The following is a 15,941-nucleotide window of genomic DNA, read 5'->3' as shown; positions in this document are numbered from 1 at the left end:
TAGTGGAAATATGGTTAGGGTTAATGATGAAAGGGGGAGTATTTATGAATAAGAAATTTGCACATATGATGGCATGGATTGTAATGTTTCTTTGGGGGATGTCTTATTTAAGTATTAAAGTAGTTGTAAAAGAGATTGATCCAATATTATCAGCATTTTATAGATACTTGGTTGCAGCTATTATTTTATACATAAGTTTAAAAATTAAGTTTCCGGAGGAAAAAATATTAAAAAAAGATAGGGGCAAGATGGCTTTAGGTGGATTATTTGGAATATCATTATATTTTACATTTGAAAATTTAGCAGTTTCATATACTACAGCTTCAAATGTATCAGTACTTATTGCATCTATACCTATATTTACCATTGTATCACAAAGAATAGTATTTGGAGAAAAGTTTACATTAAGAAAAATATTAGGTACAACATTGAGCTTAATAGGAATAGTCATAATTGTATCTTCAAAAGGCAAAGTAAGCTTATTTTCAAAAGGAACTATTGGCGATTTGATGGCATTAGGCGCAGCTTTAAGTTGGGTTATGTATAATATTGTAAATAGTAAGGTCGAAGGTGAGTATAAAAGTATAACTGTGACAACATATCAGGCTATATGGGGGTGTATATTTTTAAGCCCTTCATTATTAGTTGCTAATTTACAAATGCCGTCAATGAAAGTAGCTTTAAATTTGTTATATCTAGCGATATTTTGTTCTTGTATAGGATTTGCTATATACATATATTGTTTAGAAAAATTAGGAGCTACAGTAATAACAACATATGTTAATTTACAGCCCATGATTACTTTAGTTACAGCTGCATTAATTTTGAAAGAAAGTATAACTATTTGGCAAGGTATGGGAAGCGTTATCATTCTTGCAGGAGTATTTTTAGTTAGTTTTAGTGGAAAGAAAAAAATAGTTGATAGACAACAAAGAAGAGCTGACTATAATATATAGATTAAAATACTAAATTTGTTAATAATCAGTTTTAAATAAAAAGGAGGAATTAAAATGTCAGATCCAAGATTAAATAAGCTTGCTAAACTTTTAGTTAATTATTCAGCAGAGGTTAAAAAAGGAGACTTTGTTTTAGTTCAGTGTGAGGATGTTGCAGAGCCTTGGATGGTTGAAGTTGTAAAAGAAACTATAAAAGCAGGTGCTCACGTTGAAACTGTTTTAACTTCACATGAAGTTAGCCAAGCAAAATTAAAATACAGTAGTGATGAACAATTACAAGAAGAGAATTTTATACAAAAAACTGCTTTAGAAAAGGCAGATGTATGGCTTACTGCTTGGGGAACAAAAAATACTAAGGCTAATTCAAATGTAGATTCTAAGAAGATACAATTAAGTACTAAGGGTGCAACAAGTTGGAGAAAGATATATTCAGAAAAAATGGGAGATGGCAGTCTAAGATGGTGTGGAACTCAGTTCCCAACATATGCAGATGCTCAAGAAGCAAATATGAGTCTTTCAGAATACGAAGACTTTGTTTATGGCGCAGGACTTTTAGATTCAGAAGATCCTGTGGCAGAGTGGAAGAAGATAAGTGCTTATCATGAGAGATGGATAAAATATTTAAATGATAAAAAAGAACTACATATAATATCAGAAGGTACAGATATAAAAGTTAATATGGCGGGTAGAAATTGGATAAATTGTGATGGAAAAGTTAATTTCCCTGATGGAGAAATCTTTACTTCACCAGTTGAAGATGGAATTAATGGACATATAACTTTCAGTTTCCCTGGAATATATGCAGGAAAAGAAATAGAAGGCATTAGTTTAGAAGTAAAAGAGGGTAAAGTTGTAAAAGCTACTGCTAAAAAAGGAGAAGAACTTTTAAAAACTTTATTAGAAACAGATGAAGGTGCTTCAAGATTTGGAGAAGTTGCAATAGGAACAAACTATGGAATTAAAAATTTCACTAGAAATATGTTATTTGATGAAAAAATAGGAGGCACTATTCATATGGCTATAGGAGACTCTATGCCTGAAGCTGGTGGAAAGAATAAATCTGTAATTCACTGGGATATGCTTTGTGATATGAGAGATGGTGGAAAGATTTATGCAGATGGAGAATTGTTTTATGAAAATGGTAAATTAATGGATGAAATACTTGAAAAATATAATTTATAAATTATAAATTATAAAAATAAGCAGAAAAAAACTCTATGTATTTTACATAGAGTTTTTATTGTTAAATATTTACAAAAAACATTAAATGGTGTATTATTAAGAAAGTGACTTGAAAAAAATGGAAATAAATTAAAGGAGATTTTATAATTTTGTTTAGAGGAGGAAACCAATGAAAAAATTTTTGTATTTGGTATTCTACATCTTAAAGTATCTTTTTATTTATATACTAGTACAGTCATTAGTTACTATAATCACTATTTTTATTATGGAGAAAGAAATTGGGTTAGAAGGAGTGGATGATTTAATAATTAAATATGGATTTAGCACACTTCCTATAGCCATAATAATTACTTTTATTGGTTATTATCTTTTATTTAAACTTGATAATGAAGATTTAATTAAGTATTGTGATTTTAACAAGTTTAAGAATCAATATATTTTACCAATAATTTTAATAAGTATTAGCTTTAGTTTAATGACTAGTTGTATAGCTAAAAGTGATGTAAACATATTACATATATATGGGGAAATATTAGGTTCATATTTTAATGGAGGTAATAGCATTAGTGAACTTATATGTTTATTAATTTTTGTTCCAATCTTTGAGGAAGTTTTATTTAGAGGAATAATATATAATAAATTAAGAGAAAATATTGATTTAGTTTCTGCAATTATAGTTCAAGCTTCAATTTTTGGGATATTTCATGGAAATGCATTTCAAACAGTTTATACAGGAATTTTAGGTATCATACTGGCAATTATCTATACATGGAGTGATTCGATATGGGCAGCCATATTAACTCATGGAGTTTTTAATATTTCTGGTTTAATTATAGTTCCTGGTATTATAAACATATCAAAGGGAGTAATACCTTGTTATATTCCAATGTATATCGTGATAGGACTTATAATTTTAATAATAAGTTTTAGATATTTTTATAGAATTACAAGACCTATAAAACCGTTTAATAGTTTTTTTATTGAGCTTTAATATATATAATTTGCAATCACTAATTCCCAGTGACCATAAAAAAAGCAGTAAAGGACTTGTAATTCCTTTACTGCTTTCTTTATGTGTTTTAAATAAATAGATTTATATTAGAGTCATCTGCTTCGCCAAGATAGTAGCCAACTCCACCAAATTTTACACCGTCTATTAATTCTTCTTCTTTTAGGCCTAAAAGTTCCATAGACATTTGGCAAGCAACTAATTCAACGCCGTTATTAATAGCTGACTGCATAAGTTCTTCAAGAGAATGTACATTGTGTTTTTCCATTATGCCTCTTATCATTTTTGGACCCATTCCGCCCATGTTCATATTTGATAGTTTTAATTTTTTACTTCCTCTTGGCATCATTTTACCAAACATTGTTTCAATGAAGTTTTTCTTAACTGATACTGGTTCATTTTTTCTTAGAATGTTTATTCCCCAGAATGTAAAGAATAAAGTAACCTTTTTACCCATAGCTGCAGCACCGTTTGCTATTATAAATGAGGCAATAGCTTTATCTAAGTCTCCGCTGAATACTACCATAGTTTGAGAATCCTTTACAGGGCTAGTAGTTGCTGCTTCATTTTTAGATAATGTATTTACTTCAGATTTTTTTCTTAAAGTTGCTTTAATTATACCTTTTTCTTTGTTTAGGTTAACTAATTCTGTATTTGTCTTTTTACACCATGCTTTAATATCTTCATAAAAACCAGGGTCTGATGCTGAAACATTTAAAGTATCTCCTGGATTTAATTCGTCTACTGCACCTTTAACTCTCATTAAAGGACCAGGGCAGCTAAGACCACATGCATCTAAGTTTTTAATAACGCCTGTATCTATTTTAGGATTTTCAACAGAAGTAACTAATTCTTCAGAATAATTTAATTTTTGTGGCTTAAATTTTTGAGACATATATGATTTAAATCCTCCTGTAATATTTTTAACTTTGAATCCATGTTGTTTTAATAATCTTTCTGCTAGATAACCTCTAAGGCCAATTTGGCAGTATGTCCAAATTTCTTTGGCTTTATCTAACTCATTTAATCTAGCTCTTAGTTGTTGTAATGGGATGTGAGTAGATCCTTCAATAGAACCAGTCTCTTGCTCTAAATCTGTTCTAACATCTAAAAGAATTATAGAATCTCTATCTCTTCCATCTATATCACGAGGAAGTACAGCTTCCGATTTACCAGTTATAATATTTTCAGCATAATATCCTGCTATATTTACAGGGTCTTTAGCAGAAGAATATGGTGGAGCGTAGGATAATTCAAGTTCTGTAAGATCAATTACAGTACCATTTAATCTTATAACTGTTGCAATATCATCAATTCTCTTATCAATACCATCGTAGCCAATTGCTTGAGCACCTAATATTTTACCTTCATTATTAAAGAGTAATTTTAAAGTTATTGGTGTTGCACCAGGATAGTATGAAGCATGACTTTGTGGATAAACATATATAATATTATAAGGTATATTGTTTCTTTGTAGAGTTCTTTCGTTATTACCTGTACTTGCACATGTTAAGTCACATACTTTAAGAATAGAAGTACCTTGTGTTCCTTTGTAAGTTGTATTTATTCCACAAATGTTATCAGCTGCAATTCTACCTTGTTTATTAGCAGGTCCTGCTAGAGGAATAGCACTTTTTTTGCCATTTACAAAGTCAACAATTTCTATAGCATCTCCAACAGCATAAATATCTTTAAGGTTAGTTTCTAGATGGTTATTAACTATAATATGTCCTTTTGGACCAAATTCTAATTTAGTATCTTTAAGGAATCCAACATCAGGGGTTACACCTATTGCAAGAATAACCATATCAGCAGTTAATTTTTCATCATTATTTAAAGTAATATCTAACTTATATCCATTTTGAGAAAAGGATTTTACACCATTATTTAAAATTAGATTTATATTATTATCTTGTAATTCTTTTTCAGCCATAGTTACCATGTCATCATCAAAAGGAGCAAGTATATGAGGTGCAGCTTCAACTAAAGTTACTTTTATATTTTGATCATTTAGATTTTCAGCCATTTCAACACCTATAAATCCACCACCGATAACTACTGCAGAATCAATTTTGTTATTAGTTATGAAATTCTTAATTTTATCTGTATCATCCATATTTCTTAGAGTGAATATTTTATCATTATCTATACCAGAAATAGGAGGTTTTATTGGTTTAGCACCAGGAGATAAAATTAAAGAATCATAAGTTTCTGTATAAGTTCCTTTTTCAGAGCTATTAACTGTAACTTCTTTTTTATCAGTATCTATTTTAACAACTTCACTTTTGATTCTTACATCAATATTGAATTTTTCGTCCATATCTTTTGGAGTAGATACTAAAAGATTCTCTCTTTCTTGAATTGTACCCCCGATGTAATATGGTAGACCACAATTAGCAAAGGAAATATGGTTTCCTCTTTCAAATAAAATAATTTCAGCATGCTCATCTAATCTTCTAAGTCTTGCAGCAGCAGAAGCACCACCAGCAACGCCGCCTATAATTAAGATTTTTTTATTCATTAAAAATCCCCCCATAAAGTTATTGGTCATTTTCTTCTTCAAATAATAAATCAATTAATTTGATTACTTTTTCATTACAGACTTTATAATTTATTTCAAGTCCATTTCTTTCACCTTTTATAATGTTGCAGTTTTTTAATTTTTGTAGATGTCTTGATACAGTAGGCTGAGGTATATCCAGGCAGTGTTGCATTGTGCTTACATTACATTTGCCTTTTTCTAATAAACCTCTAATTATGCATAAACGCACAGGATGTGCAATTACTTTTAATAGTTCAGCTAATTCATTATATTTTTGAAAATTATTATCCAAGTTTTTCACCCCACATACGAAATAATGTTTAATTAATATATTTATATATTACAATATATGAATATACTTGTCAAATGGTTAACAATATTTTTTTAATCTATAGGAAATTATAAAATTTTAGAATTTCTTAGTGAAGTGAAACGTCTTTATAACAATATATCCCTTTGTTTTTTTGCATCAATTAAATTATATTTGATATAATGAGAGTATTTAAAGAAAGAAAATAGGGGAGTTAATATTATGTTAAATAGAGAACTAATTGATTACGAATTTTCAAATATTAAGGATATTATATTTTTAAATATATCTTCCGTAGTAGTACCTCCTAAATGTGTTCAGGATGCATATTTTAATTTTATGAAACAATATGTAGAAACATATAGTAAAACTGCAGTTTCAGATGGATGGAAAATAGTTAATTCAGCAAGAAAAAATGTAGCTAAATTAATAAATGCAAAGCCATTAGAAATAGCTTTTGTTAAGAATACCTCGGAAGGAATGGGGATTATTGCTAATGGACTTGCTTTAAAACCAGGTGACAATATAATTGTCTTTGACCAAGAGTTTCCAGCAAACCTATATGCATGGATAAATCTTCAAAGCAAGGGTGTAGAACTTAGCGTAGTTAGAAGCAAAGAAGATAAAATAGTAATTGATGATATCGTAGATGTTATTGATAGAAACACTAAGGTAATTGCAATATCTGCAGTTCAGTTTACTACAGGGTTTTATATAGAATTAATGAAATTAGGTGAAATTTGCAAAGCCAATAATATTATATTTGTGGTAGATGGAATTCAAGCAGTAGGAAGACTTAATATAGATGTGAAAGAAATGAATATTAGTTATCTTGTTTGTGGAGGGTATAAAGGACTTTTATCTACATTTGGTGCAGGATTCGTTTTTTGTGATTCTGCTATTATCAATGATATTACTCCTTTATCAGCAAATCATCAAAGTGTTATAAACTGTGATAATACTTTTAAAATGCCAAAAGATTTCTCAAAAATTGAATGGCATGAAGACAGTAGGCGATTAGAAGCAGGTAACTTAGACTTTGCAGGTATAGCAGCTATTGATGCAGGAGTTAAGCTTATAAATGAATTAGGTATAAGAGAAATAGAGAAACATGTGCTTCAATTGCAGCAAGAATTAATTCAAAATATTAGTCATTTACCTATTAAATTTAAGACCCCACTAGAAAAAGAAAATTATTCAGGCATATTGAGTATATATTATCCGAGAATAATTGAAAAGGAAGTTAAAGAGATTATAGAAAAATATAAAATAGTTGCAACTGTTAAAGATAACTATATAAGAATAGGAGTAAATTTTTACAATACAAAAGAGCAGATGATAAAAGTAGCTGAAGCTTTTGATGAAGCAGCAAATATAATTTACAATAGATTTTTAAAGTGTTTTTACTAATTATGAGTAGACAAATCTTATAAAATATAAAAAACTATAGTATAGCTATCAACTATACTATAGTTTTTTATATTTTTGTTATAAACTCAATGAAATTAATATCTTCGTCTACGTCTTCTTCCACCTCTAGATATTAGTTTTATTAGAAGAAGAATTATTAAGATTGCTACTATAACACCTACACCTACTCCTACATATAGAAGGATATTTTGTTTCATAATGTCTTTTGAAGAAATTGTTGGGTACAATTCATAGGTTTTAACAGCATCTCTTTCTTTAACTACAAGAGTTCCTACACTTTTATCTTTACTTAAATCTCCAACGTTTATATCAGAAATTTTAAATTCAGTTTTTACTTCAGATTTATTAACTTCATTTTCATAATACATTGCATCTTTTTTTGATACTAAAGGTATAGTTACTTCTTTTTCAGGGCCTATAAACTTAAGTGGCTTATATTTTACAGTAATCTTTTTTAATTCTGTATTGGCTTTATATAAAGGAGTTCTTTTTGCAGCATAACTCCAATTTATTATTTTAGCCATATCATTAAACACATAAGAGTCTTTTGCATCATAAACTGATTTCATAACTACTCCAGCAAGAGTTCTTCCATCTTTATTAAAAATAGCAACAAGGCATCTTCCAGCTTTTGAAGTATATCCAGTTTTACCACCAACACAAACAGCGTCAGAAGCAGGCATTTGATTGAGATCAATACCTATTTTATCAGCATATGCTGTATCAATTTTGACATCTAATAATTTATTTCTATTGGTTACATAACCAATAGTACCATTAGAAATTTCGACTCTATCTTCTTTGGTATTCATAACTTTTTTTACCCATGGATTTTTGTATGCAGCTTTGGCTATTACACTTAAGTCATAAGCAGAAGTGTAATGGTCTTTTATACCAGAATCTAATCCATTTGGAGTTACAAAATGAGTATGTTTCAGACCTAATTCTTTTATTTTATTATTCATCATTTCTTCAAATTTTTCAGGACTTCCTGCAACATTATCAGCTATCATATATGCAGAATCGTTAGCTGAAAATAGAAGAAGAGCTTTCATTACATCATCAGCAGTCATAGTATCTTTAGTTGTGATTTTGCTTTTCCCTACAAGGTTGTACAATGAATATGCAGGCTGCTTTGCAGCATTCTGAGTATATTTAATTACATCTGTAGGCTGTTTGTTTTCTGCCAATAATAATGCAGTTAAAAGCTTTGTTGTACTGGCAGGATACATTGGAGATTCATCTATACCTTTTGTATATATAATTTCTCCAGTGTTAACATCAACTACAATAGCTGTTTTACCATATATTTTTGGTAAATCTGCATTATCTGCTAATGCTGTCATAGAAAACGATAGTAAGAAAATTATTGTTAGTAATAAAGTTGATAATTTACGTCTCAAGTTTCATCTCTCCTACTTTGAAATTTTAATGTAGATTTTAATTCAATTTTAGTATACCATTTTAGTATATATAGAACAACTAAAAAAAAGGTTACAAATTAAAGAAAAAAGAAGTTATATTGGGATATATTGTGTGTATTAAGGGAGGAAGATAAATGGAAAAAATTAAGAAAACTTTTATTGATAGAAAAGCAAAACCTATCGGAAAATATAGAAATAGTGCGGTAATGATTTTATTAATAGAAGAAGAAGGAGAAACTTATATATTATTTGAGAAAAGAGCATTAACTTTAAAAAGGCAGCCTGGCGATATATCACTACCAGGTGGATTGATAGAAGAAAATGAAACTCCAATGGAGGCTGCTATGCGAGAAACAGAGGAGGAGTTAAATGTTAAAGGAGTTAACATTGAGCTAATTGGTCCAATGGATTATTTTATAAGTCCTTATTATACAATAATGTATCCTTTTGTAGGTAAATTGCATACCAATCAAATAACCCCAAATAAAGATGAAGTAGATCATGTATTTAAAGTGCCTCTTAAGTATTTTTTAGAAAATGAACCTATGTGTTATAAGCTGGATATAGGACCAAAGTTAAAAGATGATTTTCCTTTTCATCTTATAGAAGGGGGAAGAAACTATAAATTTGGAACAGGAAAAATTAATGAGTATTTTTATTTATATGATGATTATGTAATATGGGGATTTACTGCACTTATAATTAAGAGATTTGTTGAAATCTTAAAAGAAGAAAATTACGACATAAGTTGCTAGAAACTTATGTCGTAATTTTTATTCTTTTGAAACTCTCATAAAAAAGTAAAATTTGGGTAAATTATTTTTGGAGAGAATAGTAAACGTAAGGAGAGTATTCAAATGAAGAAAAATTTTATGAATTTAATTGTAAAATCCTTATTAATATGTATGATTGCAGGAGTAGTAAATTTAGGAGAATTTAAAATTGAGGCTAAGGCTGCGGGGATACAGGAGCAAAAAGACAATTTAATTGAAGAAATTTTAAAAAAGAAACCAGAGGTTTTTGGAAAGATATTAAGAAATCCAGATAAATATCAAGTTCAAATTTTATATACACAAATAGATAGAGGTGAAAATAATGTACCCAGCTTTAGAACTTTCAAATATAGAGTTGATAAAGATAAGTATTTTTATCCAGCAAGTTCTGTGAAGCTTTCAGCATGTGTTTTAGCCTTAGAGAAGTTAAATAATTTAGGAATAGACAAAGATACTCCTTTAAAAATAGAGAAGGCACGTCCTTCTCAAAAATCAGTATATAAGGATTATAGTTCACAAAGTAAGATGCCAACTATAGGCAATTATATAAAGAAAGTTTTTGTGGTAAGTGATAATGATGGATTTGATAGATTATATGAATTTTTAGGGCAAGAATATTATAACGAAACTCTTTGGAAAAAAGGATACACAGATACCTTAATACTTCATAGACTTGGAAATCCAATGAATTATGAAGAAAATAGATATACAAATCCTTTTGAATTTTATAAAGGAGATAAAGTAATATATAGTCAACCAATGGCATATGGTCAAAAGGCTTATACAAATAAAATTAGGGATACGAAAAAAGGAAAGGGATATAAAAGTGGAGGAAGACATATAAATGGACCCAAAGACTTTTCAAAGTCCAATTACTTTTCAATAGAATGTCTTCAAGGAATATTAAAGGCAGTTATGTTTCCAGAAGCAGTACCAGAAAAAAGACGTTTTAATCTAAAAAAAGAGGATTATGAATTTTTAAGAAAATATATGTGTATGCTTCCAAAGGAATGTGATAATCCAAAATATAATTTTAAAGATAGTCATGTTAAATATTTTATGTTTGGAGATACTAGCAAATCTATTCCTAAAAATATGAAAATATATAATAAAATAGGATGTGCCTATGGATATCTTGTAGATAATGCATATATTGTTGATGAAAGTAAAGGAATTGAGTTTCTACTTACAAGTGTAATATATTCAAATGAAAATGATATTTTTAATGATGGAAAATACGAGTATTACAAAGTAGGTATGCCTTTCTTAGCCAATCTAGGAAGAGAGATTTATAAATATGAAGAGAATGGTCGTAAAATATAAAGAGACTATGCTTTATTAACATAGTCTTTATGATTTACTTTTGCTTTTTTTTCTAGCACCTAAAAATACTACTGAAAGTACTATTACTGCTATATATGCAAAAAAGTAAATTACATTAATTAATCCAGATTTATAGTAAAACTTAAAATAAATAAATAGTATAAGAGATAATACAGTCCAGAAAGCCGATATATATGACATCATATTATTTTTGGCTCTCCAAGAATCTGGATCTTTCATAGTTCCAACAATTTTTTCCCGTGACTTATTATTAGGTTCTGTTTTAACTATTAACGTTTTAAAATATAAAAAGAATACCAATGATATCAAACAAGCACCTAAAAAAAGATAGGATAAGGAAAAACTAGTTATATTCATAACACAACACCTCTTATTAATATTTTGCTATTAGTATACCCTAGTATATGAAAAAATAATAAGTATTCTTATTTAAGTGTATGTTGGCGTTATTTATATGTAATGGAAAAAATTTTCAAAAAAGATATGGTAATTTATGAAAAGGTATTCAAATTTTACATATTTTGGGTTATAATATACTTAGATGATTAGAAATTGGGGGGTATATTATAATGTCTAGATGTCCATTTTTATCAACCTTTGATAATAAAGTAAGTTGCTTTAAAGAATGTCCATTTCATGAATGTAAAGATAATGATGGATGTTGTCCTTTTAAAGCACTTTCAACAAATAAAATGTTGAAGAAAAATCATTTTTATAAATATAATGAATTACAAGATGACAATATTAGTGTATTAGACGATATATACCAACAAAATAATTATTTAAAGTTTTTTCAAATATAAGTTTGGGGAAGTTAATAATTTAAATATATAAAAGCAGAGTAAATAAAAATTACTCTGCTTTTATATATTATATTAAATAAGTTTTTAGTCGTATAAATCAGAAAATTTATTTAGTAAGCTATGTTTAAGATTCCAAAGCTTATTTGAAAGGTCAACATAATAAGTATGAGGATTTTCAAATCTTAAAACTTCCTCCCAAAGCTTTTCAGTTTCTTCTTTGGCAAATTTTTGAATTTCTTTTACCGGAGGATTTTTATAGCATGGGTTACCCTTATCAAATATTTTTACCATCAAATCTTTAGCATAATAGTTAGTTAGTTTTTTCTTTTTCCAAGTATGTACTGGATCAAATATTTCAAGTGGTTTAGTATCATCTATTTTTTCATCATGTAAACTTATTAAATCAGCAATAGCTTTATCTGTAGATTTATCAAATAATCTATAAATTTTCTTGAAACCTGGGTTTGTTATTTTTTCTTCATTTTCACTTATTTTGATTTTAGGAATTATTTCTCCATTTTCTTCTACAGCAACAAGCTTATAAACTCCACCAAAAACAGGTTCAGATCTTGCTGTTATTAATCTCTCACCAACTCCAAAGCTATCGATTTTAGCACCTTGACTAAGTACGTCTGTAATTATATGTTCATCTAGAGAATTAGATATAATAATTTTAACATCTTCATATCCAGCTTCATCTAAAATTTTTCTGCATTTTTTAGTTAAGTAGGTTATATCACCACTATCTATTCTTATTCCCTTAGGTCTATATCCCATAGGTTTTAATATTTCATCAAAAACTTTTATAGCATTAGGTAGACCTGATTTTAATACGTTGTATGTATCTACTAGAAGAATACAATTGTCAGGATAAGTTTTAGTCCATGCTTTAAATGCTTCATATTCTGTTGAGAAAAGTTGAATCCAACTATGAGCCATAGTTCCAGAAGCAGGAATTTTAAACATTTGTTCAGCTATTGTACATGCAGTTGCAGTACATCCCCCGATAATAGCTGAACGAGCTCCATAGATAGCACCGTCATATCCTTGTGCACGTCTTGAACCAAATTCCATTACAGGTCTTCCTTCAGCAGCCCTACAAATCCTATTAGATTTAGTTGCAATTAAAGTTTGATGATTAACTGTTAGAAGAATCATTGTTTCAACAAATTGAGCTTGAAGAATAGGTCCTCTAACAGTAACTAAAGGTTCACCAGGAAAAACAGGATTGCCTTCTGGAACAGCCCAAACATCGCATTCAAATTTGAAGTTTTTTAGATACTCTAAAAATCTTTCATCAAAACAATTTTTACTTCTTAAATAGTCTATATCTTCTTCTGTAAATTTTAAGTTTGATAAATATTCTGTTAACTGCTGAACACCAGCCATAATACAATAGCCACCGCCATCAGGAACTCTTCTAAAGAACATATCAAAGTATGCTATTTTATCTCCTACGTTATTATCTAAATAACCATTTCCCATTGTTAGTTCATAAAAATCAACTAACATTGTAAGATTTCTACCGTTTTTAATATTTAAAAAATTACTATTAGTCATTTTTTTCCCCTCTAACTTATAAAGTGTATATACATTTGATAAATCTATTTTAATACCTTATTTAGATTATTACAACAATTTTTATGAAAACAAGTTTAGATGAATTAAGGATTTACTTAGTGTATGAAATGATTTTAAAACAAATAATTAATTTTTATAGAAAATATTGGAAAGTACAAGGAAAATATTGTATAATACATTATAGAATAAAATGTCGTAGCAATTTTTTATACCATGATTATAATAATAAAAATAGTATATAATTTAAGATAGCAGATGTAGAGTATAAACATTATTAAGTAGGTGAACATATGATAAATAGGGATGTTGCAAATGAATTTTGTGCTATTAGAGACAAAATAATAGAGGAAAGATATAAAGATTTGAATGACAATCAGAGGAAAGCAGTTTTAAATAATGACAGGAATTTAGCTTTAATAGCATGTCCAGGAGCAGGCAAGACAAGTACACTTATTAGAAAAGTAGATTATTTAGTTACCTTTGGAAATGTATATAAGACAAACTTTATTCCAAAAGGGCTTACCTTAGAAGATGTAAAATTAATAAAAGGGTATTTTAATAATCAAGTTATTAATAATTTAAGGGTGAAATATCTTTTAGGTTATAAAGCTATAAGCCCTAATAATATAATTGTAATAACTTTTACAAGGGCAGCTGCATTAAATATGAAAGAAAAATATAAAAAAATGAGTAAATGTAAAGCTGTTCCTTTTTTTGGTACTTTTCATGGATTATTCTATAAGATTTTAAGTAGAATTTATGGAAATATAAACATAATACAAAGTAATAAAGCTTATAGACTAATTAAAGGTGTATTATCTGCTTATTTAGAACAAATTAGTGATGAAAAAGTAAAAGAAACTATAAATGCAATTTCTTTTTATAAAACTAATAATATAACTATGAAAGAATTTACTACTAATATAGATAAAGATATTTTTGTAGAATGCTATAGAACCTATGAAGATTATAAAAGTCAAAACAATCTTTTAGACTTTGATGATCTGCAGATTAGATGTAAGGAATTATTTTTAAAAGATGAGAGGTTTTTAAAGGGTTATAGAAATCTATTTAAGTATATGTTAGTAGATGAATTTCAAGATTGTGATGAAATAGAAATAGATATTCTAAAACTTTTAAATGAAGATAATTCAATTTTTGCAGTAGGAGATGAAGATCAATGCATTTATAGTTTTAGAGGAGCAAAACCTGAATGTATGGTTAATTTTCAGTATTACTTTAATGATGGTAAAAAACTTTTTCTAGGAAGAAATTATAGATGTCCTGATAGTGTAGTAGAAATATCAGATAATCTTATAAAAAACAATAAAATGAGAAATAATAAAATTATGTATGCACAAAAAGAATATAGACCTAAAATTAATGTTATGAATTATAAAAATGAAAATATGCAAGCAGAAGATATATCTTTGAATATAATAAAATTAAAAGGTCTAAATCAGTGTGAATATAATGAAAATGCTATATTATATAGAACTAATGTTGAAAGTAGAAGCATTATAGATTCATTTATAAGAAAAAAAATTCCTTTTAAATTATTAGATAAAGAGTATAATTTTTTTGAGCATTTCATATGTAAGGATGTCTTAGCATATCTTAAATTAAGTATAGACAGTAGTGATAAGGAAAGTTTTTTCAGAATAATAAACAAGCCGTTTAGATATATAAGCAAAATAAATATTGAGAAGGTAAGAAAAAGTACTAATAGAGGGGATTGTTTTGAAAATTTAAAAAGTATTGATAATTTACCTGTGTTTCAACTAAAGAGTATAGATGAATTAAAGAAAGATATTCAAAGACTAAATAAGATGTCTCTCAGCGGAGCAATAAGTTCTATTTTATCTAACTTAGGATATTATGATTATTTAAAAGAATATAGTTCTAAATTTAAGATAGATATATCTGAACTTGAAGAAATTTTAGAAGAATTCAAAGCTTCAGCAGAAGAGTATAAAACAATAATAACCTTTTTAGTTCATGTAGATGAAGTAGAAGAAGAGATAATTAAAAATAAAAGAAATGAGAATAAAGATAGCGTTATATTGAGTACAATACATGGAGTTAAAGGAATGGAATTTAAAAATGTATTTATTATTAATTGTAATGAAGAAAATATTCCTCATATAAATAGTATGGATGAAAACATAGAAGAAGAGAGAAGGCTTTTTTATGTAGGTATCACAAGAACTATAGAAAATTTGTCACTATGTATATCTAATGAGATAAGGGGAAAAAATAAAAAGGTATCTAGATTTATTAAGGAATGTAAATTGTATTCATTATTCCAAAACACCTACAAGATTGGTGAGAGAATAATACATAAAAGTTTTGGAGAGGGTGAGGTTAAATTTATTGATGATAAAAAAATTGAAATAGAGTTTAATAATAAAATTATTAGAACTTTTGATGTTTTAGTAATTTACAATAATGGATTAATTAAAAAATATTAGTAGCTAAAAACTTATAATGTAAAACATAAATAATGTATATGATATACTATTTATATATATGACAGTATATTACAGTATATTAATGTTGACATATTTCATATATATGTGTTAAATT

13 protein-coding genes are annotated in these 15,941 nt (G+C 27.7%); 8 read left to right on the top strand and 5 right to left on the bottom strand.

What is annotated here, in order from left to right; translation table 11 throughout:
- Positions 1-44: 44 nt before the first annotated feature.
- The 3 genes from OXH55_RS09575 (at position 45) to OXH55_RS09565 (ending at position 3,129) form a co-directional block, all read left to right on the top strand.
- Positions 45-956 (top strand): DMT family transporter, encoded by a 912-nt coding sequence (locus OXH55_RS09575; RefSeq protein WP_268049717.1) that lies wholly within the window; start codon positions 45-47, stop codon positions 954-956.
- Between the two features lie 54 nt (positions 957-1,010).
- Complete coding sequence (locus tag OXH55_RS09570; RefSeq protein ID WP_268049716.1) at positions 1,011-2,138, top strand: aminopeptidase; 1,128 nt, start codon at positions 1,011-1,013, stop codon at positions 2,136-2,138.
- Positions 2,139-2,307: 169 nt separating this feature from the next.
- Positions 2,308-3,129 (top strand): CPBP family intramembrane glutamic endopeptidase, encoded by an 822-nt coding sequence (locus OXH55_RS09565; RefSeq protein WP_268049715.1) that lies wholly within the window; start codon positions 2,308-2,310, stop codon positions 3,127-3,129.
- Between the two features lie 88 nt (positions 3,130-3,217).
- On the opposite strand, the gene OXH55_RS09560 is transcribed toward OXH55_RS09565, so the two are convergent.
- Positions 3,218-5,668, bottom strand: coding sequence for a DsrE/DsrF/DrsH-like family protein (locus OXH55_RS09560; RefSeq protein ID WP_268049714.1), 2,451 nt, complete (start codon positions 5,666-5,668; stop codon positions 3,218-3,220).
- A gap of 19 nt (positions 5,669-5,687) precedes the next feature.
- The gene (locus tag OXH55_RS09555) at positions 5,688-5,981 is read right to left on the bottom strand and encodes an ArsR/SmtB family transcription factor (protein WP_268049713.1); all 294 of its coding nucleotides are present in this window, start codon (positions 5,979-5,981) and stop codon (positions 5,688-5,690) included.
- A 240-nt stretch (positions 5,982-6,221) separates the two neighbouring features.
- Between OXH55_RS09555 and OXH55_RS09550 the strand changes: the two genes are divergently transcribed.
- Positions 6,222-7,409 carry an aminotransferase class V-fold PLP-dependent enzyme gene (locus OXH55_RS09550; RefSeq protein WP_268049712.1) on the top strand — a complete coding sequence of 396 codons (1,188 nt, stop codon included), beginning with the start codon at positions 6,222-6,224 and terminating at the stop codon, positions 7,407-7,409.
- A gap of 95 nt (positions 7,410-7,504) precedes the next feature.
- Here OXH55_RS09550 and OXH55_RS09545 read toward each other — a convergent pair whose 3' ends face one another.
- The gene (locus tag OXH55_RS09545) at positions 7,505-8,833 is read right to left on the bottom strand and encodes a D-alanyl-D-alanine carboxypeptidase family protein (protein WP_268049711.1); all 1,329 of its coding nucleotides are present in this window, start codon (positions 8,831-8,833) and stop codon (positions 7,505-7,507) included.
- A gap of 155 nt (positions 8,834-8,988) precedes the next feature.
- On the opposite strand from OXH55_RS09545, the gene OXH55_RS09540 reads away from it, so the two are divergent.
- Both OXH55_RS09540 and OXH55_RS09535 read left to right on the top strand, forming a co-directional pair.
- A complete protein-coding gene (locus tag OXH55_RS09540; protein ID WP_268049710.1) occupies positions 8,989-9,609 on the top strand; it encodes an NUDIX hydrolase in 621 nt (206 codons plus the stop codon).
- 102 nt (positions 9,610-9,711) lie between these two features.
- Positions 9,712-10,950 carry a serine hydrolase gene (locus tag OXH55_RS09535; RefSeq protein WP_268049709.1) on the top strand — a complete coding sequence of 413 codons (1,239 nt, stop codon included), beginning with the start codon at positions 9,712-9,714 and terminating at the stop codon, positions 10,948-10,950.
- Positions 10,951-10,977: 27 nt separating this feature from the next.
- Here the strand turns inward: OXH55_RS09535 and OXH55_RS09530 are convergent, their stop codons facing one another.
- Positions 10,978-11,328: a hypothetical protein gene (locus OXH55_RS09530; protein WP_268049708.1), complete on the bottom strand. Its 351-nt coding sequence runs from the start codon at positions 11,326-11,328 to the stop codon at positions 10,978-10,980.
- A gap of 212 nt (positions 11,329-11,540) precedes the next feature.
- On the opposite strand from OXH55_RS09530, the gene OXH55_RS09525 reads away from it, so the two are divergent.
- A complete protein-coding gene (locus tag OXH55_RS09525; RefSeq protein ID WP_268049707.1) occupies positions 11,541-11,774 on the top strand; it encodes a hypothetical protein in 234 nt (77 codons plus the stop codon).
- 84 nt (positions 11,775-11,858) lie between these two features.
- On the opposite strand, the gene OXH55_RS09520 is transcribed toward OXH55_RS09525, so the two are convergent.
- On the bottom strand, positions 11,859-13,334 hold the full coding sequence (locus OXH55_RS09520) for a nicotinate phosphoribosyltransferase (protein WP_268049706.1): 1,476 nt from the start codon (positions 13,332-13,334) through the stop codon (positions 11,859-11,861).
- 311 nt (positions 13,335-13,645) lie between these two features.
- Between OXH55_RS09520 and OXH55_RS09515 the strand changes: the two genes are divergently transcribed.
- A complete protein-coding gene (locus OXH55_RS09515; protein WP_268049705.1) occupies positions 13,646-15,826 on the top strand; it encodes an ATP-dependent helicase in 2,181 nt (726 codons plus the stop codon).
- The last annotated feature ends 115 nt before the right edge of the window (positions 15,827-15,941 follow it).

Source organism: Clostridium ganghwense (assembly GCF_026735165.1).
Classification (GTDB): Bacteria; Bacillota; Clostridia; order Clostridiales; family Clostridiaceae; genus Clostridium_H; species Clostridium_H ganghwense.
This window is presented reverse-complemented; position numbering and strand designations above follow the sequence as displayed.